This window comes from Streptococcus sp. Marseille-P7375 (assembly GCF_902460365.1).
Taxonomy (GTDB): domain Bacteria; phylum Bacillota; class Bacilli; order Lactobacillales; family Streptococcaceae; genus Streptococcus; species Streptococcus cristatus_I.
This window is the reverse complement of the sequence record NZ_CABPTR010000001.1, coordinates 44,480-64,465: the sequence shown is the minus strand read 5'-3', so window position 1 is coordinate 64,465 and position 19,986 is coordinate 44,480. Positions and strand designations below refer to the sequence as shown.

17 protein-coding genes and 2 pseudogenes are annotated in these 19,986 nt (G+C 44.1%); 1 reads left to right on the top strand and 18 read right to left on the bottom strand.

The window, feature by feature from the left end; genetic code table 11:
• Positions 1 to 78 precede the first annotated feature (78 nt).
• The 14 genes and pseudogenes from FZ954_RS00355 to yycF form a co-directional block, all read right to left on the bottom strand.
• Positions 79 to 669, bottom strand: coding sequence for an ATP-dependent Clp protease proteolytic subunit (locus tag FZ954_RS00355; protein ID WP_015605185.1), 591 nt, complete (start codon positions 667 to 669; stop codon positions 79 to 81).
• A gap of 170 nt (positions 670 to 839) precedes the next feature.
• Positions 840 to 1,469, bottom strand: coding sequence for a uracil phosphoribosyltransferase (upp, locus tag FZ954_RS00350; RefSeq protein ID WP_148876090.1), 630 nt, complete (start codon positions 1,467 to 1,469; stop codon positions 840 to 842).
• 144 nt (positions 1,470 to 1,613) lie between these two features.
• Complete coding sequence (ftsY, locus tag FZ954_RS00345; protein ID WP_148876087.1) at positions 1,614 to 3,122, bottom strand: signal recognition particle-docking protein FtsY; 1,509 nt, start codon at positions 3,120 to 3,122, stop codon at positions 1,614 to 1,616.
• Between the two features lie 3 nt (positions 3,123 to 3,125).
• On the bottom strand, positions 3,126 to 3,944 hold the full coding sequence (locus tag FZ954_RS00340) for a Cof-type HAD-IIB family hydrolase (protein WP_148876085.1): 819 nt from the start codon (positions 3,942 to 3,944) through the stop codon (positions 3,126 to 3,128).
• A complete protein-coding gene (locus FZ954_RS00335) occupies positions 3,944 to 4,735 on the bottom strand; it encodes a Cof-type HAD-IIB family hydrolase (RefSeq protein WP_148876083.1) in 792 nt (263 codons plus the stop codon). Before FZ954_RS00335 ends, FZ954_RS00340 begins: the two co-directional genes overlap by 1 nt.
• Positions 4,736 to 5,067: 332 nt before the next feature.
• Positions 5,068 to 5,295: pseudogene (locus FZ954_RS00330) on the bottom strand (nucleoside deaminase); the annotation flags it as partial.
• A 4-nt stretch (positions 5,296 to 5,299) separates the two neighbouring features.
• Entirely contained in the window at positions 5,300 to 6,595 is a 1,296-nt protein-coding gene (locus FZ954_RS00325; RefSeq protein ID WP_015605191.1) for a hypothetical protein, read from the bottom strand.
• Positions 6,582 to 7,266: pseudogene (locus tag FZ954_RS00320) on the bottom strand (AI-2E family transporter); the annotation flags it as partial. The gene FZ954_RS00325 and the pseudogene FZ954_RS00320, both read right to left, overlap by 14 nt.
• Positions 7,267 to 7,632: 366 nt before the next feature.
• Positions 7,633 to 11,169 carry a chromosome segregation protein SMC gene (smc, locus tag FZ954_RS00315; protein WP_148876081.1) on the bottom strand — a complete coding sequence of 1,179 codons (3,537 nt, stop codon included), beginning with the start codon at positions 11,167 to 11,169 and terminating at the stop codon, positions 7,633 to 7,635.
• Positions 11,169 to 11,858: a ribonuclease III gene (gene rnc / locus FZ954_RS00310; protein ID WP_125373728.1), complete on the bottom strand. Its 690-nt coding sequence runs from the start codon at positions 11,856 to 11,858 to the stop codon at positions 11,169 to 11,171. Before rnc ends, smc begins: the two co-directional genes overlap by 1 nt.
• A 145-nt stretch (positions 11,859 to 12,003) precedes the next feature.
• Positions 12,004 to 12,363: a YbaN family protein gene (locus FZ954_RS00305; protein WP_148876079.1), complete on the bottom strand. Its 360-nt coding sequence runs from the start codon at positions 12,361 to 12,363 to the stop codon at positions 12,004 to 12,006.
• Between the two features lie 325 nt (positions 12,364 to 12,688).
• Complete coding sequence (locus tag FZ954_RS00295) at positions 12,689 to 13,489, bottom strand: MBL fold metallo-hydrolase (protein WP_125370973.1); 801 nt, start codon at positions 13,487 to 13,489, stop codon at positions 12,689 to 12,691.
• On the bottom strand, positions 13,482 to 14,846 hold the full coding sequence (gene vicK, locus FZ954_RS00290) for a cell wall metabolism sensor histidine kinase VicK (protein ID WP_005589490.1): 1,365 nt from the start codon (positions 14,844 to 14,846) through the stop codon (positions 13,482 to 13,484). The genes FZ954_RS00295 and vicK overlap by 8 nt, the downstream gene beginning before the upstream one ends.
• Positions 14,839 to 15,540, bottom strand: coding sequence for a response regulator YycF (gene yycF, locus FZ954_RS00285; protein ID WP_005589489.1), 702 nt, complete (start codon positions 15,538 to 15,540; stop codon positions 14,839 to 14,841). Before yycF ends, vicK begins: the two co-directional genes overlap by 8 nt.
• Positions 15,541 to 15,802: 262 nt before the next feature.
• Here yycF and FZ954_RS00280 point away from each other — a divergent pair, with 262 nt between their 5' ends.
• Positions 15,803 to 16,885 carry a Xaa-Pro peptidase family protein gene (locus FZ954_RS00280; RefSeq protein WP_148876077.1) on the top strand — a complete coding sequence of 361 codons (1,083 nt, stop codon included), beginning with the start codon at positions 15,803 to 15,805 and terminating at the stop codon, positions 16,883 to 16,885.
• Positions 16,886 to 16,937: 52 nt separating this feature from the next.
• Here the strand turns inward: FZ954_RS00280 and FZ954_RS00275 are convergent, their stop codons facing one another.
• The 4 genes from FZ954_RS00275 to FZ954_RS00260 all read right to left on the bottom strand — a co-directional run bounded on the left by FZ954_RS00275 (position 16,938) and on the right by FZ954_RS00260 (position 19,922).
• Positions 16,938 to 17,444: a methylated-DNA--[protein]-cysteine S-methyltransferase gene (locus FZ954_RS00275; protein ID WP_148876075.1), complete on the bottom strand. Its 507-nt coding sequence runs from the start codon at positions 17,442 to 17,444 to the stop codon at positions 16,938 to 16,940.
• A gap of 35 nt (positions 17,445 to 17,479) precedes the next feature.
• Positions 17,480 to 18,337 (bottom strand): VOC family protein, encoded by an 858-nt coding sequence (locus FZ954_RS00270; protein WP_187423297.1) that lies wholly within the window; start codon positions 18,335 to 18,337, stop codon positions 17,480 to 17,482.
• A gap of 230 nt (positions 18,338 to 18,567) precedes the next feature.
• Complete coding sequence (locus tag FZ954_RS00265; RefSeq protein WP_002912933.1) at positions 18,568 to 19,017, bottom strand: Rrf2 family transcriptional regulator; 450 nt, start codon at positions 19,015 to 19,017, stop codon at positions 18,568 to 18,570.
• A gap of 56 nt (positions 19,018 to 19,073) precedes the next feature.
• Positions 19,074 to 19,922, bottom strand: coding sequence for a metallophosphoesterase (locus tag FZ954_RS00260; protein WP_148876069.1), 849 nt, complete (start codon positions 19,920 to 19,922; stop codon positions 19,074 to 19,076).
• Positions 19,923 to 19,986 lie beyond the last annotated feature (64 nt).

Below are 19,986 nucleotides of genomic sequence, written 5' to 3'. Positions count from 1 at the left end.
TTTCTGGTCATTTGTACTCTATTGATTATATCAAAAAAAGCCCGCAAATGGGGGCATTTTCGTAGTTATAAATGAAAACTAGCTAAGATTATTATTAGCCATGATTTCATCGATGAAACCATATTCTAAGGTTTCTTGAGCACTCATCCAGTAATCACGTTCTGCATCTGCGTGAATTTGCTCAACCGATTTACCAGAATTATCAGCAAGAATTTGCTCCAAGGTCTTACGAGTCTTGAGCAAATGCTCTGCTGCAATGGCCATATCTGTTTGCTGAGTACCGCCACCAGTACCACCCATTGGCTGGTGAATCATATACTCTGCATTTGGAAGCATGAATCGTTTGCCCTTAGCACCACTAGAAGCAATGATAGTTCCCATGCTGGCTGCCATTCCCATGACAATCGTCTGCACATCAGACTTAATAAAGTTCATGGTATCTACAATCGCCAATCCCGCTGACACAGAGCCACCCGGAGTATTAACATAAAGATAGATGTCCTTGGTGCTGTCCTGTGCATCTAGGAAAAGCAATTGCGCAATAACAGAATTAGCCATATTGTCCTCAACAGGACCTGTCAGCATGATAATACGGTCTTTTAAAAGGCGTGAGTAAATGTCATAAGAACGCTCACCACGGCTGGTTTGTTCAATAACTACAGGAATCATGAATATTTTCTCCTTCATTCGATCTATTCATTATTATAGCCTTTTGGTCAAAAAAGGTCAAATATTTGCTTTATCTATCAGATGACAGAAAGCAGCGCTGAGATTATCTTTGGATTGGAAAGTACAAATCCACCGGTTTGGCAGAACTTTCCTTTTGAAACTTCTAGCTATTATTTTGTACCAAAGAGGCGGTCACCAGCATCTCCGAGACCTGGAACGATGTAGCCATTTTCATTAAGATGATCATCGAGGGCAGCGGTGAAAATATCAACATCAGGGTGAGCATCTTGCAAGGCTTTGACACCTTCTGGAGCAGACACCAAGCAGACAAATGTGATATTGCTTGCGCCACGTTTCTTCAGAGAATCCACAGCCAAGATAGCAGAACCACCTGTAGCCAACATTGGATCGACAACAAAGATTTGACGTTGGTCAATGTCTTCTGGCAATTTTACCAAATACTCAACTGGCTTCAAGGTTTCTTCATCACGGTACATTCCGATGTGGCCGACTTTAGCAGCAGGAACCAAGCTCAGGAGACCATCCACCATACCGATACCAGCCCGCAAGATTGGGACGATCGCCAATTTTTTCCCTGCAATCTGCTTTTGAACTGTTTTCGTTATTGGTGTTTCAATTTCTACATCTTCAAGTGGTAAATCGCGCAAAACTTCGTATCCCATCAGCATTGCGATTTCATCTACCAATTCACGAAAAGCTTTAGTAGAGGTATCTGTACGACGCAAGATAGACAATTTATGCTGAATGAGTGGATGAGCGATAACTTCAAGTTTTCCCATGATTGGATTTCCTTCTTTCATTTTATTCTTCTTATTATATCAAAAAAGAAGAAAAAAGGCTTGCAACAAGCAAACCTTTTCATCCGTTTTAATTACTTTTTGATAGAAGAGTTTGATTTCAATTTAGGCTTTATTGATAGACTATTACACCAAACCTTCTAAGAGGCCTCTCATAAAGTTCTCAGAATTAAACTCGCCGATATCGTCAATTTTCTCGCCAAAACCAATCAGCTTCACTGGAATATCCAATTCCTGACGAATGGCAAGAACAACACCACCGCGCGCAGTTCCGTCAATCTTAGTCAGGACAATACCTGTCACAGGCGTAATTTTTGAAAATTCTTTGGCCTGAACCAGTGCATTTTGACCAGTGGAGGCATCCAAGGCCAAGAAAGTTTCATGTGGCGCTGCTGGATCTACCCGCTTGATAATGCGACCGATTTTTTCCAGCTCTGCCATGAGATTGTCCTTATTTTGCAAGCGACCAGCTGTATCAATCATGAGAATATCAACATTTTCAGCCTTGGCTCTTTCCAAACCGTCAAACACGACACTGGCAGGATCGCTCTTTTCTGGGCCAGTCACGACAGGCACATCGACTCGACGCCCCCACTCAGCCAACTGGGCAACGGCTCCAGCTCGGAAGGTATCTGCTGCCACCAGCATCACTTTTTTACCTTCTTGCTTGTATTTATAGGCCAATTTACCGATTGAGGTCGTCTTCCCTACGCCATTTACACCGACAAAGAGCATGACAGTCAAACCGTTTTGGAAATTGATTTTTTCATTAAAGCGGCCATCTTTCTCATAGATATCGACCAATTTTTCAATGATTAGTTGGCGCAAGGCTTCTGGTTTCTTAGCATTTTCCAGACGAGCTTCATAGCGCAGATCTTCAGTTAGATTGGAAGCTACCTGTACACCGACATCACTAGTAATCAGCAATTCTTCTAAGTCTTCAAAGAAATCTTCGTCAACTGAGCGGAAATTAGCAAAAAAGGCATTAAGGCGAGCACCAAAGCCAGTCCGCGTCTTTTTGAGACTGCGGTCATACTTGTCTTGAACACTCTCTTCTTGGTATTCAGTAGAATTCTCAGATGTTTCTGCGGGAGTCTGTTCTTCCTCTGCCTCTCCTCCATACTCGGTCGAGTCTACTTGTGTGGAAGTGCTTGCTTCCTGCTCACTAGATACTTCTTGCTCTGGTTCGTGGTTGATTTGCTCTCTCGCTGCAGCCAAACGCTCCTGCAATTCTTGGTAATAATCTCTGCTTTCAGTCGTCGCTTCTGATTCGCTACTACTTTCCAAAGCTTGATTTTCTGAAGTTTCAGACTGCTCTTCTACCTCAGCCAAAACTTGTTCAGAACTTTCCTCGTCTTCAAGCACTGGTTCAGATAAGTCAGCTTGTTGGGCAGTTGGGGCAAATTCCTGCTCAGAAGTTGCTGAATCTGAGGACTCTATTTTCTCTTCTGACACAGATTCTACTTCCTGAGTTTCCGCTGTTTCTTCATTAGAAGCAGCAAGGGGCTGGAAGTCTGTCTCAGATGGAACTTCAATCTCTGTAGTCTGATAACTCTCCTCTGCCTGCTCCTCTATCTGGGGCTTTTCTTCAAGTTCCTCTTTTTTACGTCCAAAAAGACGGTCAAATAATCCCATTCTTTAGTTCTCCTTCAATACATATTTCCGAATGGCCCAAGCAACTGCATCTTCATCATTGGTCATCGGAGTGACAACTTCTGCGACTTCCTTGACTTCTGGTACGGCATTTTGCATGACAACGCCCAGACCAGCCCAAGCAATCATTGACAAATCATTTGCTTCGTCACCGCAGGCCATGACTTGGCTTTTATCAATTCCCAAGTGGGCAATCAGTTTCTCCAAACCAGTCGCCTTGTGGACATTTTTCGGTGACCATTCAAGCAACATTTCCCGTGATTTGAAAATTTCATACTGGTCAAACAGTTCGGGCGAAATGTGAGGAATGGCTGCGTCCAAGGGTTCCTGAGCAAAGGCTGTGACGCATTTATTGTAGGTAATCTGGCTAGAAAGGTCTTCAAAAGCAATAGATTCAAAGTTCAGAGCTGGATTAAACTCTGCATAGAGCGATGCTTGGTCTGATTGAATCTGATAAACCAAGCCACCATCAATCGCATCCAGAGGCAGACCCAATTTCTCAGTTTCTTCATAAATTCTAGCTACATCATCGTAGGCAAATACCGTTTTATCTAAAATTTCTCCCGTATTGCGCTGAACCAAACCACCATTAAAGGTAATGGTGTATTCATCTACCTGACCATCGGTGCCCAGCTCATGCAGGAAAAATTCCATAGCCTTAAGCGGACGCCCTGTGGTCAATACAACTTTGACCCCCTGCTGCTGAGCCGCTTTGAGCGCTGCCAGATTCCCTTCAGAAATCTTTTTATCCGTGGTTAAAAGCGTCCCGTCCAAGTCCAAAGCAATCAATTTAATATCAGCCATTATAAGCCCTCCATGTAGGTCATAACAGATTGGGCCGCATGGTGGCCAATCACTTCTTTCGCAACTGCCAAAATTTCCGGTCGCGCATTTTCCGGTGCAATCGGATGGCCCACCACCTGCATCATATATAGGTCATTGAGATTATCACCAAAAGCCATGACCTGATCCATCTCTAGGCCTAGCTTCTTAGCTAGCTCGACAAGAGCCACGCCTTTATCCACATAATCCAGCACGATATCAATCGACTTATAGCCCGTTGTCATCGCCTTGACACCTGCGACATTTTCATTGACCCAAGCTTCGCCGTCGGCCACTGTTTCTTCGCTGAAATTGGTCGTGAATTTAAAGATCTCGTCTGTAATCTCACTAAAATCAGCAACTTTTTGGATATTTTCATTATAATTAGCGCTGAAAGAAAGATAGGTCGGATCTACTGTATCTAGGACATAACAGCCTTTTTTCCCTGTCAGGAGCAACTCGTTGATATTGACAAAAGGCGACTCCTTAAGCTTGTCAAATACCTTTAGATAAAATTCTCTTGGCATGGTTGCTTCGTATAGATCTTTTCCTTGAAACTCTACTAGGCTACCATTTTCTGCGATAAAGATAATATCATCCCGAACTTCATGAAAGAGCTTCTCAAGAGAGAGAATCCCTCGACCACTGGCAACAGCAAAGTAGATGCCCTTTTCTCTAAACTGAGCTAGCAGGTGCTTGAGCCGCTCCATATCAAACTGACCCTTGTCATCTAAAAAAGTCCCGTCCATATCTGTGGCAATGAGTCTTATCATACAATTATCTCCTTTTTTGAATTAGGGGTGTGCAAAGGGCATTTAGGGTATGCATCTTTTAAGGATTTAGGCAACCCCCATCATTTCTCATCTCTGTTAATCCTTTATATTATATCATAAAACTAACACTTCATTCCACAGATGAAAAACAGTCAGATCATATTTCTATGACCTGACCGTTTTTGATATTGTTTATACTATATCTATTTACTTTTTTATTTTATAAAATAACATCACATAAACTTTTTATATATTTAGTTATCCTAAATTCAATTTATGTTTTGCTATTTGGCAAATACGTTCTGGCGAAGCGTGGTCTACAAACTGACTTAGCAGTCTTCGAGTCGCCAGCTTCCAAGGTGTTGGTTTGCCTGGCGAATGGCTTTGATTTCGGCGTGCAGCGTGGCGTCTTGTTCCTTTTCACGTAAGTTATGACCACGCCCAATAATTTCACCATTCAAGACCACGACAGCCCCGATTGGCACTTCCGCTTGGTCATAGGCTTTCTGCGCTTCCTTCAACGCTTCCCTCATAAAGAATTCTTTTTCATGAAGTTCCATGTTCTTACTGATAGACGCGCTTCGTCACGACTAGACTATGCGGTCTCTCAAACTCCTTATCTAAGTAATCTTGGTACGTTCCTGGTGAAATAAATCCTCGGGCGCTTAAAATATCGGTGCCTGCTGTCCCGACAATCGTATCGGCTAGCAATACACAGTTGGTACTCATCACAAAATACGTCTTGAATTTTGAAGAGGTAAATTTATACAAGAGTGCATCTGCTTCTTGTTTGAGCTTGTAGGCATACATTGGTTCTTCTTTGTCGATTCCAGGATGCTTAGGTTTCACCATTTTCGGTGGATCCCAAGGCACTGTCAGCGACATCAATTTGGCGATTTCCTTATCGATGGCCGCGAGTTGTTCTGGAGACAAGGCAAGACCATATCCCAGTAGGGTCTTATGATTTTCGCGTTTACAAAATTCGATGTATTTTTCACGGTCGGCACTGAAAAGTACCCCGTCCCCCATCGTTCCAAAGAGGCGCTCCGAATTCGTATCGTAGTTTCCGAATGAAATAATGCGGCCCTTATAACACAGGTCGACATGCCCGATGGCTCCAAACCCGTCTTTTGTGACATGAATAAACATCTCTAAGTTTGGTTCTGCATTTTCTTTGGCACGGTCGTAAATTTCTGAAGCCGTTTCGCCTTCTCCAAGTTCCAACGCATCATTAATTTTTTGTAAGGTTACTCGAGGAATCAGTGCAGCAAATACAAGCGGCATCCCACGACGCAAGCGTCTGCGAAGGACTTTCTTTCCAACTTCGGCCTCGAAGAACCAGCCGTCCCGAATATTGCTAATCCCATACCCGATAAAATAGAGCGAAAGGAAGAACATTTGCAAATTGCCGTCGCCCCCAAGAGAAATTAAAGTGGCTACCCCGACAACTGAAAGCCAAATGGTATCAAAGAGCAAGCGAAATCGCGGGCGAATATCATCTTTGACATAAATATAGTATGTCACACCACTAATTCCCGCCTTCATCACTTCATTGAGTCCCATCAAGATGCTTACAATCGCAATCGGCAATGACAGGAAGAATTGATTTCCTGCTAAAAATCCGTAAAGGGAAAATTTCCCTATATTCAGCCATAACGGGTCTTTAGATGCCGCTTTACTAAACCAACGGAATAAGAAATTCCATAGTTCACGGGCCCATAAGAATGTTAAAAACAGACGTAACATCAATTCTGGGAAGCTTGGTCCGAATATAAGGAGCAATATCCCAGCAACAAGGAACGCAATCCCTTCAAAGAGGAGCTTTTTCCCCGTAATCCCTAAGTCGCTAATTTTCTTCATCAATAATACCTCCTACAGCTACCACTGGAGCAGCTTGTTCATGTTTCTCCATCCATTCTTTCACGAGACGGTAAATCACGGCAAAGATTGGTGTGAAGAAAATCATTCCTACTAAACCAAAGAGATTTCCACCGATTAACGTAGTAGCAAGGGTTAGAGCCGTTGGCAACCCTACGGAACTGCCGACAACCCTAGGATAGACGACATTGCCTTCCACTGTTTGAACGACCATAAAGACGACAACCGAAATGAGTGCTTGAATTGGGCTTTCTGTAAAGATGAAGAGCATTACGATTCCGCACGCCATAAACGGCCCGATATTCGGAATGAACGAGAATACTCCGGCCAGCACCCCAACAAGTCCTGCATATGGCAACCCTACAAGAGAGTATGCGGCAAAAATCATAACCCCAACAATTCCCGCCTCGATGATTTGACTCATCAAGAAACGGTCATACGTATCCACGATGACTTCCCCGACATAAGAATGTGCTCAATTTTGTCTTTTAGCAACACCACATTGAGAATGCGAAGCGTTAAACGTGCGAGTATTTCCTTACTTACGAGAATATTAATCATGAAGAAAATCCCCATAATCACAGAGAACACATTTGAGAAGAGCCTATAATATTCGTTGTAAATCCGCCAAGGAATGTAATGACAGACGATATACGCTTTTGTATTATCTATAACCTAGTTTATTTCCATCAACATACCTGTGCCTTCAAATTATTTTTTATTTATTATCCTCATTATACCAAGAATTCTCACAATTTACTATAACTCCTACTTTCTATTGACGAAAGAAATGTTATTATGCAGTTATACTGCCTCAAGATGATTGACTTTCGAAACATGCAATTTAACGTTTAACAAATCAAGGGTGTCTCCATAGAATCAAAGTATTTCTGATACCCATTTCCTTCTATCTATAGACAGTAAAAAGCCTTGAAACAACTTATTCAAAGGCTTTCTTAGTATTCTATTGTATCAATTACCTTATTCCGATTTCTGTTGCTACTAATTTTATACTCATACTATAAACTTTCTAAATCTTTTAACTTGACCGACACAATCTTGGAAACTCCTGACTCCTGCATGGTCACTCCATAGATAGAGTCTGCTGCAGACATGGTTCCCTTGCGGTGGGTCACAACGATAAACTGGCTTTCTTTGTCAAAGCGGTTAAGATAATCTCCAAAGCGCTTAACATTGGCCTCATCCAGAGCTGCCTCAACTTCATCCAAGATGACAAACGGAATGGTCTTGACGCGGATGATGGAGAAGAGAAGGGCCAAGGCTGACAGGGCTTTTTCTCCACCACTCATAAGATTGAGAGATTGGATTTTCTTGCCTGGAGGCTGAACCGAAATCTCTACCCCAGCTGTCAGCAGATCGCCTTCTGTCAAGATCAGGTCAGCTGAACCGCCGCCAAACATCTGGCTAAAGGTCAGCTTGAAGCTTTCACGAATGGCTTCAAAAGTTGTTTGGAAACGTTCCTTGACCTCGTCATTCATCTCTTCAATGGTTTCCAAGAGGAGATTTTTGGCCGAGAGTACGTCATTCCGCTGACTATTGAGGAAATTCAGTCGGTTGCTGACTTCTTCAAACTGCTCTACTGCATCCAAATTGACCGGTCCCAAAGCACGAATATCCTTTTCTAAGTCTTTGACTTGAGCTTCCGCAGCTGCAAGATTTTCCAAAGAACGGGCTCTTTGATCAGCCTCTTCAAAGCTGATCTGGTAATTATCCGTCAGATTAGTCAGCAGACGACGCAAGGCATCTGAAAATTTCTCTTTTTCTGCCTCTGCCTTGGCCTGACGGCGAATCAGACTTTCGTTCTGCTGACGAGCTTGGTCTAAATGCCCTAGAATATCCTCAGACTGCCCCTCTAAGTCGTCCAGCTCAAATTTGAGTCGGATGAGGTTCTGATCCAAGTCTGTCTTCTTTTCTTGGGCAGTTTTAAGCTGCTCTTCCAAGACGGAAATATCCACCTTCTGGCTGACCGCTTCTTCTTTTTGCTCTATCAAAAGCTGCAAAGTAGCGACTTCCTTGTCCAAGGCAGCTTTCTCCTCTAGCAAACGCGACAAATCATTCTTCTCAAAGCGCTGGTTAGAAGTCAGCTCTGTGTTCTTCAATTTCAGATCTGACAAGTTAGCCGATAGCTGATCGAAGCGATCCTGAACAGCATTTTTATTCGACTTGACTTGCTCAATTTCAGCAGTAATAGCTGTTTTTGCAGCCTCAATAGCCGACAGCCGCTCTTCCATTTTTTTCTTTTCAGCCAGGTCTGCTGCCTCAGTCTGACTAGTCAAGTCCTGCTCCTGTAGTTGCTCCAGCTGTCTGAGTTCCGCAACCCGCTCTGCAATCTGTTCGTAGGCCAACTTGACTCTTTGCTCCGTCAAGCGAGCTTGCTCACCCTCAGACTTGATGGCTTCCAAGGCTTGCTTGGCCTCTGATAGCTGAGACTGCAAACTTTCGACTTGTTGCTCCTGAACTTTCAGCTTTTGGGACTGCTGTTCCATTTCTCCGAGCAGGCTGTCCAGTTCCGGCTTGATAAAGATCGTGTTATTATTGCGATTGGCTCCTCCGGCGTAAGAACCGCCTGTGCGCAGTTCCGTGCCGTCCAGCGTTACAATTCTGACTTGGTAACGAACCTGACGGGCAGCCGCACGCGCATGCTCAATCGTATCAAAGATTGCGGTTGTTCCCAGCAGGTTTTGGAAAATATTGTCCAAACCTGGCTCATAGGTCACCAGCTCTGAAGCCAAACCTAGGAAGCCCGGACTGGCCTCAATTCGAGATTGATTTTGCTCGGGGAGTTGACGGGCCTTGATGGTCGTCAGAGGCAGGAAAGTAGCCCGACCAGCCCGATTTTTCTTAAGAAAATCGATGGCTCTTGTCGCTGCCCCCTCGTCCTCAACGATGATATGCTGACTACTTGCCCCCAGCGCAATTTCCAAAGCGGTCTGGTAATGAGGATCGAAGCTCAATTTCTCGCTGACTGCCCCGACAATACCACCCAGACGATCAGCCTCCTGCAGAACGCTTTTTACACCTGCATAAAAATTGCTGTGATTTTTAAGGATAGCTTCTAAACTGGCTGCACGAGCTTTTTTATTTTTCAAATCATCCAGCAGGGCAAACATACTGGTCTGCTCATTTTGATAAGCAGTCGCCAACTTCTCGACCTGCCCCTGCTGCTCCTGATACTGATCTAGCAAGGCTCTGAGGGCAGTCTGAGCTTCTTCTAATTCTGCCTGTCGAGCCGCTTCTTCTGCTCTACCGATTTTTAAATCAGCCTGTAACTTGCTAAACTCAGCCTGTTTGCTGGCTGCTTGACTCCGCTCATTCTCCAGACGATTTTCGAGCGAGGTCAAGTCATTGGACAAGTCCGCTTCTTCTTGCATGAGCTTGACGTAACGATCCCGCAGATTTTCAATCAACTGATCTGGGTCATCTGAAAAGTCCGCCAATTCTGCTTCCAACTGGCTCATGGCTTCTTGATTTTCTGTCAACTGGCCTGCTAAATCAGCTAGATGAGCTTCCTTGGAGGAAATATCAGCCGTCAACTGCTGGCTTTTTTCTCTCAGTCCAGCCAAACGTTCTTCATTTTCCAAACGGCTGCTAGCCGCCTGACTCGATTCCAATTTGGCTAGGTCTATCTGGCGTTCCAAATCACTTATCAAACGCGTCAACTCTAAAAGACTGGCCTGATCATCAGACAGTTTTTGATTCACTTCTTGACGTTTGACCTTGATTTCTTGGTTTTCACGCTCCAATTCGTCCCGTTTCGTATAATAGGCCGCTAGTTCCTGCTTGATACTCTCCAAATCAGCTTCTGCCGCCGTCAAATCACTTTTATTCGCCTTAATCTGAGCCACCAAGACATCTAGATAAAGTTCCTGACGCTCATAGTCCAGTTCTAAAAAGCGCTTGGCTGTCTCAGCCTGCTTTTCCAGTGGCTTGACTTGACTATCCAGCTCGTAGATAATATCTTCCAAGCGATCCAGATTGTCTTGAGTCTGCGCTAACTTGCTTTCTGTTTCCTTGCGGCGGGTCTTGTATTTGAGCACTCCGGCCGCTTCTTCAAAGATTGCTCGGCGCTCTTCTGGTTTGCTATTAAAGATTTCCTCTACCTTACCTTGGGAAATAATGGAGAAAGAATCCCGTCCTAGCCCTGTATCCATGAAAAGGTCATGGACATCGCGGAGACGGACCTTTTTACCGTCAATCTTGTACTCGCTATCACCACTGCGATAGATATGTCGCTCGACACGGATTTCCTTGCCTGCTTGCTTGATAAACTGGTCCTGATTATCCAAAACCACAACGACCGAAGCATAGTTGAGTGGCTTGCGGTTCTCCGTCCCTGCAAAAATGACATCGGGCATCTTACCGCCCCGCAAACTCTTGACACTTGACTCACCCAGAGCCCAGCGCAGGCTCTCTGTAATGTTGGACTTACCAGAGCCATTGGGACCAACAACAGCAGTCACACCTTGATCAAAAACCACCTTGGTCTTATCTGCAAATGACTTGAAGCCCTGAATTTCAATTTCCTTTAAAAACATTAGTGACTTTCCTTTTCAAATGCATCCTTGGCAGCTTCCTGCTCAGCCAATTTTTTAGAACGGCCCTGTCCCTGACCCGCTTTTTGACCATTGATCAACACAGCCACAGCAAAGTTCTTAGCATGGGCTGGCCCCGTCTCATCTGTAACCTGATAGACAATCTCCACATCCCCATTAACCTGTAGGAGTTCTTGCAGCTTAGTCTTATAGTCAGTCACCTGCTCAAAGTCACCTGCTTCTACCTTAGGAATCATGACTTGGTAAATAAAGTCTTTGACAGTCTCCACATCCTTATCCAAAAGAAGGGCACCCAAAAAGGCCTCAAATAAGTCACCCAGAATGGTATCGCGATTGCGACCTCCTGACTTTTCCTCACCGCGACCTAGCTTGATAAACTGATCAAACTGACAGTCCCGTGCAAAGCCAGCCAAACTCTCCTCCCGAACAATCATGGAGCGTAGTTTTGACAAATCTCCTTCTGGTTTTTTGGGATATTTTTTATATAAATACTCAGAAATAATCAGCTGCAGAACAGCGTCTCCTAAAAATTCCAGGCGTTCATTGTGTGAAATTTTTAAGAGGCGGTGCTCATTGGCATAGCTGGTGTGAGTAAAAGCGGTCTCTAGCAGACTGCTGTCTTCAAACACCAGTCCAAACTGCTCCAGCAGTGCATCTTTTAAATGTTCCATAGTTTCTTTTTCATGCTAGGCCAAGGCAGAGCATGAGTCTAATCCATCCTTTCTAAAATGATGTTCTTTGTGAACTATCTACCATTATACCAAAAAACAAGTGCCAACGCACTTGTTTACTTGTCTTCTTAGCGTAATTCGCAGTCTATTCCTTATCTGGGATGACCTTGAAAAGATAATAGGTAATAAAGATTGTCAGGGCGAACAAGAAAATTTTCACCCAAATTATCGGGGCTAACGCAATAGAAATTCCCAGCAAGATATAGATGGACACGATAATCTTTTTCTTACGTTCTTTGGCAATCGAGCCTGTCTCCCGAAAATCTGCGACATAGGTCTGATATATCTTGGTGTGATAAAGCCAATTCTCAATCCGCTTGGAACTGCGTGAAAAGCAAGCAATAGACAAAAGTAAAAAAGGAGTCGTAGGAAGAAGGGGCAGAAAAATTCCCAGCACTCCTAAGGCCAAAGATAGACAGGCAATCACAAAATAAATCAGGCGCATTTGGTTTCCTCACGTAGATTTTCATAGTCATTCTTCATTTCAATTCTTTAGCTCCCTTTCCAGTATAAAAAACAGGCTAAAAAACATAGAACTAGTTTCCCATAAAAAACAATCCTTGTCAATCCTAAAAAAGAGGCTGGGACAAAAATCCCAGACTCTCAATTGTCTTTGGATTGTTGAGCAAGACGCAGTGGTTGAGTGGGCTCTACCACGCTGATTTCATCAGCTTTTACAGCCCTACTCAACTGTGCGGAGGTGGGACGACGAAATCGAATTCTAACGAATTACCGATTTCTGTCCCACTCTCTTTCTGAGCGACTGATGATTAGATATTTACCAAAGGCGTTGCAGTATCAGGAGAAGTATCAAAGACTTGGAAATCATGCCCCACTGGCAAGTCAGCTTGAGCCAGTTGATTGACCATAGTCATATGAGCCAGCTCCTTGATATTATTTTCCTTGCTCAGATGCCCCAGATAGATGCGCTTGGTGCGATTGCCAAGTGTGCGAATCATGGTTTCCGCACCATCTTCATTGGATAAGTGTCCCAAGTCAGACAGGATGCGCTGTTTCAGGCTCCACGGGTAGGCACCGCTCCGAAGAATCTCGATATCATGATTGCTCTCAATCAAATAAGCATCTGCATTCTCAATGACTCCAGCCATGCGGTCACTGACATAGCCCGTATCCGTCAGCATGACAAAGCTCTTGTCATCCTTCATAAAGCGGTAAAACTGAGGAGCAGCCGCATCGTGGCTCACTCCAAAACTTTCGACATCTAAATCACCAAAGGTTTTCATCTTACCCATTTCAAAGATATGCTTCTGACTGGCATCCAGCTTGCCCAAGTCCTTTTCCATCGCTCGCCAGGTTGCTTCGTTGGCATAAATGTCTAGATTGTATTTACGCGCCAAAACCCCTACACCATGGATGTGATCCTTGTGCTCATGGGTGACCAAAATAGCATCTAAATCCTCTGGTTTGCGATCAATTTCACTCAAAAGGCTCGTAATCTTTTTCCCTGATAAACCAGCATCGACGAGCAGGCGTTTCTGGTCTGTTTCCAAATAAAAGCAATTACCACTCGAGCCTGATGCTAGAATACTATATTGAAATCCCTTAGTCATGTTCACTTTCTACATTCTCTTCATTTTCCCAATCATCTACACGGACAGCATCGTTATCATATGGAAGTACAATGGTAAAAGTAGATCCTTTGCCATACTCACTCTTGGCCCAGATAAAGCCATGATGCTGCTTGATAATTTCTTTAGCAATAGCCAGACCCAAGCCCGTTCCTCCCTGAGCTCGACTACGGGCCTTATCCACCCGATAGAAACGATCAAAAATCTTTGGCAGATCCTGCTTGGGAATGCCCAGACCTTCATCCGAAATCGAGAGAATCAACTGAACATCTGTTGTTCTCACAGAAACCGTAATCGTCCCACCATCAGGCGAATACTTGATGGCATTGTTCATGATATTATCAATCACCTGGGTCATCTTGTCCGTATCAATCTCTACCCAAATCGGCGTAATTGAATAATCCCTGATAATCTCATATTTTTTGGTCTCATCCTGATTTTTAATCTTATCAAAACGGTTGAGGATATAGGTGATAAAGGCTGTAAAATTGGTCAGCTCAACGTCCAGATGGCTGGTATTATTATCAATCCGCGATAAGCTAAGTAAGTCCGTCACCATCCGCATCATCCGGTTTGTCTCGGTTAGTGAAACCTTGACAAATTCCGGTGCAACAGGCTCTGACAGAGCGCCATCATCCAAGGCTTCCAGATAGGATTTCACACTGGTTAGAGGCGTCCGCAATTCATGGCTAACATTGGAAACGAAAAGCCGACGCTCCCGCTCTTCCTTGTCCTGCTCTGTTGTATCATGCAGCACTGCTACCAACCCTGATATAAAACCTGACTCCCGTCTGATCAAGGCAAATCGAACACGCAGGCTTACATATTCACCATTTTCATCTTGAGAATCAATGGTCAATTCTGGAACCTTGGTAATCAATTCGCGTAGATCGTACTCATCAGCAATATCCAGCAAATCTAAAATACTGGTGTTAAGGACATCATCACGTTTGACGCCCAATTGCTTGGTTGCCATGTCATTGATGGTAATAATCTGCCCTCGACGATTGGTCGCAAGCACCCCATCCGTCATATAAGACAAGATGCTGGATAGACGCTTGGTTTCTTGCTCCAAATTTTCATGTGTCAGGCGGATGACTTCAGAGAGATCATTGATGGAATTGGTCATGTCTGTGATTTCAGGACTGCCCTGCATATCTAAAACTTCTGAATAATCTCCTGCAATCAATCCTTTGATCTTTTGATTTAACTGCACTAGCTTTTGAGTATCTCGTCGATTTTCCAGCAGCAAAAGAGCCACGACGATGATAAAGCCGACAACAATCAGTGAAAAGACAAAGTCAGGAGAAAGCACAAATTCTTTTAGCGTTTCAATCATTATTTCTTATGTAATAACCGACACCGCGGCGAGTCAGGATATACTCCGGACGGCTTGGAGTATCTTCGATTTTTTCGCGCAGACGGCGAATAGTCACATCGACTGTCCGCACATCTCCAAAGTAATCATAGCCCCAGACGGTTTCCAGCAAGTGCTCACGCGTCATGACCTGACCAACATGGGTCGCCAAATGGTGCAAAAGTTCAAATTCACGATGGGTTAATTCCAATTCTTTCCCATGTTTTTTCACCACAAAAGCATCTGGAAGAATCTGCAAATCCCCAATAAACAGTTCCTTTGGACTGCTCTCGTCCACGTGACTATCTGGGATTAGTTCAGAACGGCGCAACAAGGCCTTGACCCGAGCCAGCAATTCACGATTTGAAAAGGGCTTGGTCACATAGTCATCGGCACCGATCTCCAGACCGATTACCTTATCGAACTCGCTATCTTTGGCCGAAAGTACAATAATCGGCACATTGCTGGTCTTACGGATGGTCCGAGCAACATCCAGTCCATCCACTTCTGGCAACATCAAATCCAGAATCAAGATATCCGGTTGCTCTGCTTCAAACATTTCTAGAGCTTCCTTACCATCAAAGGCTGTCAGTACTTCATAGCCTTCCTTAGCCATGTTAAACTTTATAATGTCCGAGATTGGTTTCTCGTCATCTACAACTAATATTTTTTTCATTTCTTACCTTCATATCTATACAATTTTTAAGCTTAGACATCTATTGTTTTTGTATCTGTCCTACCGCTCCATAAGCACTATTATATCAAATTTTCCTTAAAAAATACTATTTTCGTACACTATATTCCAACATTCTTATAGAAATTTCAATTCAACTCTCTTTCTCCCAAAAATCTCAGTCAAGGATGAGGAATCCTCACTAAAACCCTTGATTTTTTTCACTTTTTCTGCAAAAATAGAGGCATAGAAAGAAGGTTGAACTATGACAAAAATCAATCAAATCATCACTTATCTTGAAAATGAAAAGCAGGATGTGGCTGTAATCTCCGATCCTGTAACCATTCATTACCTGACAGGCTTTTACAGCGATCCACATGAACGCCAAATGTTCCTAATCGTCTACACTGACCATGAGCCACTCCTTTTCGTACCAGCACTGGAAGTTGAGCGTGCTTCTTCTACCGTAGACTTTCAGGTTGTAGGCTATGTCGATTCTGAAAACCCTTGGGAAAAAATCAAGGCTTCTCTACCATCTCAAACCTTCAAGCAAGTAGCGGTCGAGTTTGATAATCTGATTTTAACTAAGTATCACGGCCTGCGTACTGTTTTTGACGGGGCTGAATTTGTCAATCTGACCCCTTATATTAACCGCTTGCGCTTGATCAAGTCAGCCGATGAAATCCAGAAAATGCTAGTAGCCGGCCAATATGCTGACAAGGCTGTTAATATCGGTTTTGACAATATTTCACTGGATAATACCGAAACGGATATCATCGCTCAGATTGACTTTGCCATCAAACGCGAAGGCTATGAGATGAGCTTTGAAACTATGGTCCTGACGGGAAATAATGCAGCTAATCCGCACGGCATTCCCGGTGCCAATAAAGTTGAAAATAACTCCCTCCTGCTCTTTGACCTTGGCTGCATGGTCAATGGCTATGCCAGTGATATGACAAGGACCGTTGCTGTCGGCCAGCCTGACCAGTTTAAAAAAGATATCTACCATCTGACACTGGAAGCCCAACAAGCTGCTCTTGACTTTATCAAGCCAGGCGTCACAGCTCATGAAGTAGACCGCGCCGCTCGGCAAGTCATCGAAAAAGCGGGCTATGGTGAGTATTTCAATCACCGCCTCGGCCATGGTATCGGTATGGATGTTCACGAATTTCCATCAATTATGGAAGGCAACGACATGGTCATCGAAGAAGGCATGTGCTTCTCTGTTGAGCCTGGTATTTACATCCCTGGCAAAGTCGGTGTCCGCATCGAGGACTGCGGCTATGTCACTAAGAATGGTTTTGAACTTTTCACTGAGACTAGCAAGGACTTACTGTATTTTGACTAAGAAACTAGAAAAAGCACCGATTGGTGCTTTTTTAGCTTATCAATAGTTTTATTTATCCTGTTGTCTTCTCCCCCGCCTCTAGTTTCAACAGGAAGGCTTTTTTATCAAGGCCACCGGCATAGCCGGTCAATCTTCCGTCGCTTCCGACAATCCGATGGCAGGGAATCAGAAGGGAAATGGGATTATGGCCGATGGCACCACCGACTGCTCTAGCCGAGCCAATCTTACCGTACTCAGCTTGTAATTCTCGTAGAATGTCTGAATAGGTAGCCGTTTGTCCATAAGGAATCTTCTGCAGCACTGTCAGAACCTTGCTTCTGAACTCAGTTACTTGAGGTGCCAATGGAATTTCATCTGTCGCAGGATTTTCTCCCTTGAAATAAGCATCCAACCAAGCAGCAACACGCTGGCTGACTTCTGTCTCTTCCTGTTGCGCTTGCTCCAAATCATAGCCTGCCCCAAAATATTTCTGATTCTCCAGCCAAAGCCCCAACAAGGCATTTGCGTCTGTCAAGATGAAAATCTGGCCAATCGGTGATGCATAATAAGTCTTGTACATATTTTTTCTTTCTTTTAACTTCTTGATATGCCTTATTATACCACTCTTGTCTTAACTTTTGCCACAATCCCATCTGGGTCTGTAACTTCTAGCTCTTGGGAGCTAATCCATCGGACTGGCGCCTGCAAGTCCAGAGCATTTTCATAAATAGCTATTAGGTCTTCTTTTCCTTCTACTTGCGCTTCAAAATAGGCTAGTCCTAGTTGCTTCGGTTGGCGATGATTCAAGTGAGAACCACCCCATTCATTAACCGCTAAATGATGATGGTAGTTTCCGGATGCCAGCCAGCTAGCAGAAGGTACAGAAAATTTATCCTCCAAGTCTAGAAGCTTTTGGTAAAAATGACTGGCTGCTCTGCTATTTTTCACAGACAGATGGACATGGCCCATACGAGTTCCTTCAGCAATACTAAACGGCTGGACTTCCTGTCCTAGTTCATAGATTTCTTGAGCCGCTAGCGCTTCCGTCACTCCGATAATGCGGCCATCTTCTCGAATATCCCAATCAGCCTGAGGCTTGTCCCGATAAAGCTCAATGCCATTGCCTTCTGGATCCTCCAGATAAATGGCTTCACTATAACCATGGTCCGCCCCTCCAACCATAGGAACTTTATTTTCTGATAAATGCTTCAGGATATCCGCCAAAGCCTGACGGTTTGGAAGCGAAAGCGCCAGATGATAAAGACCATAAGCCGACTTGACTAACTGCCAGTCACTGGTTGCTAAAAGCCTCACCAGCACTTGTCCGTCCCGGCCCAAAGCCACCTGCCCATCCTGCTCTTCCAAAAGATCCAAGCCTAAAACGAGCTGATAAAAATCCCTTTGTCTTGCTAGATCAGCTACATAAAGTGCCACCTCTCCTAGATAAATCTTGCTTTGATATTCAAAAGTCATGTACTTTCTCCTCTCTTTAATTTTAAATTTCAGCAGTGCCCCTGCTCCATCTTTTTTATTTCTCCAAAACAGAGATAGGTTCCTTGATATGGTTTTCCACATCTCTATTTGCTCCGAAAGATTATCTTAAGTTGTAATTGTTTATGTTACATTTATTAGTATACTACATCTTAATGTAATGTCAATGATTACATCTCGGAAAATTTTTAAGTAAAAAAACAACCTGCTCACTAGGAAACAGATTGTTCTTTAATTTCTTTTTCGGTTGCTGCGACGACTTCGTCAAGGCTGGTCTGAGCCAACTCAGCTTCCATGGCTGCCTGAATAGCCGCCAAGCGGTCGTCTAAGACATTGTGAATGTTCTTCCCGATAGGACAGTCTGGATTGGGCTTGTCATGAAAACTAAATAGCTGGCCGCTCTTGCCCAGACATTCAACTGCGCTATAGACGTCCAACAGGCTAATGTCTTTCAAATCTTTGGCAATCTCTGCTCCTCCAGTTCCACGAGCAACGGTAATCATTCCGGCATTCTTGAGCTGGGACAGGGTCTTGCGGATAATAACTGGATTGACGCCGACACTGCCAGCAAGGATATCACTTGTCAGTTTTTGTTTTTTTCCCTCCAAAGCCAGAACAATCAGCATATGAGTGGCAATGGTAAAACGGCTAGAAATCTGCATTTTTTCTCCTCCCTCATCATTTTCTCTCACTATTATATCTCAAAAATGGTGTAACTTCAAGAGTTACGACTGGACTTTAAGAAAGCTGCAATCTCATCCGCATAGCCTTCCCGCTCACTGATTTCCCGCAGCAGGTCATGATTGTGAGTATGGTGGATACCATTTACCAAACTCTCCCGATAAATCTCATAATAAGGCAAGTGGAGCTCTCGAGCCAATCGTAGTTCCTGTTCCACATCGTAGGCCACGCGCCGAAGGTCGACATCAGCCAGACCTGTCTCATCAATCTCTAAAATGGCATACTGGGCTCGCAAGTCCTGACGCAGAGCTGAATCTAGAAAGAACGGCTGACCAATAGAGCCGGGATTGATAATCAGCTGTCCAGTGGTCCCGTAGCGGAGAAACTGCTGGTGAATATGACCATAAACAGCGACAGCGCAGTCATTTCCTTCAAAAAGGCGGTCGAAATTTTTCTGCTCGCCAATATGAATCAGCTCCCGTCCCCAATTCTTATCTGGCAGATGGTGGCTGACCGCAATCTTCAATCCCTCTACTTCTGTCAAGACCTGCAGAGGAAGTTCTTGCATGCGGTCAATCTCTTCAGGACGGATTTCCTCTAGGACAAAATGGCAGAGCCGGGTCAGATAGAGATGGCTGGGACGATCCAAATCCAGCTTTTGATGCAGGGCATGCCAGAGGCTGTCTTCCCAATTCCCCCTGACCTGGAGACTGATGGGCAGCTGCTCCATCCTATCTAGGATATTTCTGCGACCGGTTCCTGGCAGGAGCAAATCCCCCAAAAACCAATAGTCTGTCACCTGCTGGCTTTCCGCATCCGCCAGTACTGCTTCCAAGGCTGTGCTATTTCCATGCACATCGGATAATAAGGCAATTTTTCGTGTCATCGTGTATCTTTCTCTTTCTTTACAAGGAATATTATATCAAAGTTCAAAAAAACTTCCACCCATC

Bases quoted from the DNA above. Each gene is read 5' to 3' on its own strand.
- FZ954_RS00355 (WP_015605185.1), bottom strand. From the start codon at position 669: ATGATTCCTGTAGTTATTGAACAAACCAGCCGTGGTGAGCGTTCTTAT.
- upp (WP_148876090.1), bottom strand. From the start codon at position 1,469: ATGGGAAAACTTGAAGTTATCGCTCATCCACTCATTCAGCATAAATTG.
- ftsY (WP_148876087.1), bottom strand. From the start codon at position 3,122: ATGGGATTATTTGACCGTCTTTTTGGACGTAAAAAAGAGGAACTTGAA.
- FZ954_RS00340 (WP_148876085.1), bottom strand. From the start codon at position 3,944: ATGGCTGATATTAAATTGATTGCTTTGGACTTGGACGGGACGCTTTTA.
- FZ954_RS00335 (WP_148876083.1), bottom strand. From the start codon at position 4,735: ATGATAAGACTCATTGCCACAGATATGGACGGGACTTTTTTAGATGAC.
- FZ954_RS00325 (WP_015605191.1), bottom strand. From the start codon at position 6,595: ATGAAGAAAATTAGCGACTTAGGGATTACGGGGAAAAAGCTCCTCTTT.
- smc (WP_148876081.1), bottom strand. From the start codon at position 11,169: ATGTTTTTAAAGGAAATTGAAATTCAGGGCTTCAAGTCATTTGCAGAT.
- rnc (WP_125373728.1), bottom strand. From the start codon at position 11,858: ATGGAACATTTAAAAGATGCACTGCTGGAGCAGTTTGGACTGGTGTTT.
- FZ954_RS00305 (WP_148876079.1), bottom strand. From the start codon at position 12,363: ATGCGCCTGATTTATTTTGTGATTGCCTGTCTATCTTTGGCCTTAGGA.
- FZ954_RS00295 (WP_125370973.1), bottom strand. From the start codon at position 13,489: ATGACTAAGGGATTTCAATATAGTATTCTAGCATCAGGCTCGAGTGGT.
- vicK (WP_005589490.1), bottom strand. From the start codon at position 14,846: ATGATTGAAACGCTAAAAGAATTTGTGCTTTCTCCTGACTTTGTCTTT.
- yycF (WP_005589489.1), bottom strand. From the start codon at position 15,540: ATGAAAAAAATATTAGTTGTAGATGACGAGAAACCAATCTCGGACATT.
- FZ954_RS00280 (WP_148876077.1), top strand. From the start codon at position 15,803: ATGACAAAAATCAATCAAATCATCACTTATCTTGAAAATGAAAAGCAG.
- FZ954_RS00275 (WP_148876075.1), bottom strand. From the start codon at position 17,444: ATGTACAAGACTTATTATGCATCACCGATTGGCCAGATTTTCATCTTG.
- FZ954_RS00270 (WP_187423297.1), bottom strand. From the start codon at position 18,337: ATGACTTTTGAATATCAAAGCAAGATTTATCTAGGAGAGGTGGCACTT.
- FZ954_RS00265 (WP_002912933.1), bottom strand. From the start codon at position 19,017: ATGCAGATTTCTAGCCGTTTTACCATTGCCACTCATATGCTGATTGTT.
- FZ954_RS00260 (WP_148876069.1), bottom strand. From the start codon at position 19,922: ATGACACGAAAAATTGCCTTATTATCCGATGTGCATGGAAATAGCACA.